The organism is Pseudomonas sp. P5_A2_2, from assembly GCF_054177685.1.
The window spans coordinates 1-2,815 of sequence record NZ_JBGCUL010000599.1 but is presented as its reverse complement, the minus strand read 5'-3'; the positions used below and the strand labels follow the sequence as shown (position 1 = coordinate 2,815).

General features: G+C 52.5%; 3 protein-coding genes. All 3 read right to left on the bottom strand.

Annotated elements, in window-relative coordinates; all coding sequences use genetic code 11:
* A partial coding sequence (locus ACXRVY_RS22870; RefSeq protein WP_458238312.1) for a pyocin knob domain-containing protein occupies positions 1–615 on the bottom strand: 615 nt, incomplete at its 3' end.
* Positions 616–630: 15 nt separating this feature from the next.
* Complete coding sequence (locus tag ACXRVY_RS22865; RefSeq protein ID WP_457265739.1) at positions 631–1,323, bottom strand: hypothetical protein; 693 nt, start codon at positions 1,321–1,323, stop codon at positions 631–633.
* A gap of 319 nt (positions 1,324–1,642) precedes the next feature.
* Positions 1,643–2,815, bottom strand: a 1,173-nt coding sequence (locus tag ACXRVY_RS22860; RefSeq protein WP_458238311.1) for a DUF1983 domain-containing protein, incomplete at its 5' end; no start/stop codon positions are given.

The following is a 2,815-nucleotide window of genomic DNA, read 5'->3' as shown; positions in this document are numbered from 1 at the left end:
GTTCCGAGGGTCGGCACCGTTCCCAACTGATGCAGTGAGGGACAGGTAAGGTGGTGGTGTGATGAATGCGATAGGGTATGTCCAGCTAATTGAACCAACACCAATAGGTGGTACAAGTGAGGCAGTCGCTGTCCAACACATCTGCGTGCCGTCTGCGTAACGGATATACCAACCATTAGCGTTAGTACCTGATTGGAAGATTGAACCAGTCGGTAATCCTCCCGCTGTGGATACCGTGCCGAGCATGTTTGTGGAAGTTACAACCCTGCCCCAAGCTGTCCAGGTGCCGTTTACCTTGGTTCGAGTATAAACCCACCCGGTGTTGGCGCTGGTAAATGTTTGAGCGACAAATGATGCACTCAACGGTTGTACTAGTAACCATCCATAAGTTTCACCAGCAGGTACGTTGGTAGCAGCCGAGCAGTAGTAAAATCCAAAGGTGTCTACGCTGTTCAACGCCGGAGCGTTGAGTGGAACTGCTGTATCAAACCCATAGTTGATAAACTTATTGTAAAGCTCATCGAAGTTTGCTTGAATCTTTGTAAAGGCAGAGCGTGGTGTATCGCCACCCACGCCTGTAGGGGCTGTGCCCAAGGCGATAGTTTGTTTAGCCATGTTGACTCTTCTTAATTAAGTACCGGGAAGACGTGCAAATACAGCAGCGGGTGCCCCTTGGTCCGTCCAAGGTCCAGCACCGGTGTCAACTATGTACAACTGCAATCTGTTTTCTGAGTAGTTGAAACGAACACCGCAATCTTGCCAGTTGAGACTTTGTGGTTTGAGTACCCCCCTTGAGAAAGGGTTGATCATAAAATATTCATCGATTGCTAATGCCGCTTGTTGTTCGTTTCTGAAATAGTAAGCACTACCAATTGTCGCAAGAGAGACGCTGCCCTGATATGTCCAAGAGTGATTGGCTCTAGTTACAATGACGGGCGTTGCACCTGAGTCATAACAAATAGCACCCGATGGTCCAAAGACTCGAAGCCCATATGTTGCTTTTGCTAAGGATGCGAATACCGCAACGAACCACTTACCAGCGGGGCGGTGTGTGTTGTTACCCGCTGTGATTGTGAACCCTGTCCAGTTACCAGAGCTTCCATTGATATCCATCCGGTAATACACTTCATCCGGTCTTGCTGGATCATTCCGGATGAAGATACAAGGTGGTTCGGTCGTTGTAACTGGCGATGGGAAGTTAGTGGTAACAATGTAGCTACCAGATGCCGCATACGTTCCGTTATACAATGCACACAGTCGTGGCGTATCAGAATCAATTTGCACGTAGTTAGAATTGTTTATTACTTTGAGTCCGTAGCTCACTAGCCGTACCTCATTACCAGTAGTCTAAACTGGATAGCTGAACCAACAGTGCCCGGTTCTGAGGGGTTTTTTGATCTAATGGTTACAACCCCTTCAGCAACCGATTCATAAGGCATGGCTTGCGAACTAAATGTACCGGTCGGCGCTGTAGTTGGCAGGATTACAGCAGCACAGTTTGATGGGCTAAAGCCAGTGATTGGCACGGTGATAGTATTAGCACCTGTCAACTGATACACCTGATTGTGAATCACCTGATACGTAAACTTGTCTGTATCAAGCTCTGGAGTGCCGTTGGCACTCCATGTCTTTAGCCCATAACTCACGCGGTTAAATCTCCAAGTTGCACTCGCAGTACGTTACTTCCGTCATAAACCTTGAGTGCTCTGTTAGTCATCGTCATTTTTCCTTGTCCAGCAATAGTCCCATTGATTTCAAAGATGCCCGCTTTTGTGAGCTTCCATCCCGATGTACCAGCGACGTAATCGTCAGACTGCAAGCTGTCACCGATCTTCAACATCGTGATACTGCCGTTTGCAATGAATGCATCCCGGATGAACACCTGCCCCCCGGTGACGGCAAACGGCGAAGACAGCGTGCCATTGATGCCGTTGACCACGGCGAATGTATCCGCACTGACCAGGAAAGTGCTTTGCAGTCCGGCCCCCGTATTCTCGATACCGAGCCCAATACCCGCAGCCACATATTGGCCTTGAGCGTTGACTTGCATCTTCACCGACCACATGGTGCCCAGCTTGCCATCCGTGGAGGCCTGAGCCTGAGACACCGTCTGAACGGCAGCCGACGCGCTATTAGCCACGGCCTGCACCGTAGTGATCTGGCTTGCCAGAGCGCTATCGGCTGTTGCTCGCGTGGTGGTTTCGGTCTGGATCGCAGCGCTGTTAGCACCGACAGAAGCGGTGACGACATCAATCCGCTGACCCAGCGCAACACCGTCCTCAATCCGCGCCGATTGTTCGGACCAAACGCCGACAAAACTGGCGGTCGAACCGGCAAAGTCGCTGCTGTCACCCGCCAGCGGCGGATTGACCTGAGCAAAAATGCCGTCCAGCTTGGTCGCCTGGGCGGTAATCTGGCCTTCAGTGTCGGTTACGCGAGTATCCAGCGAGCTGATCGCGGTGGCTTGGCCATAGGCTTGGCGAACCGAGGCGCCCGGGGTGAACTCGCTCGGCGTGGTGGCCGTGCCCACCTGGGCTTCCAGCATGACCGCATCCAGCCAGGTATCGCCGATTGCCGCCGTGTTCTGCGTGAACAACACCACCTGCGCCCGCTCGACCAGGGCCGCCGGCACGGTGATCACGGCGCTGTAACTGGCCAGATTCGTCCCGACAGCGATGGTCCCCACGCTGGTTTCAACCACGCCACCGGCGGCGTTCAGGTAACGAATGCGCACATCGACGTTATGCGTAACGCTGCCTTTGGCCTTGAGCGAGAAAATGTATTTCTTGCTGGGCTTGAGCTTGAGGTTGTAGTC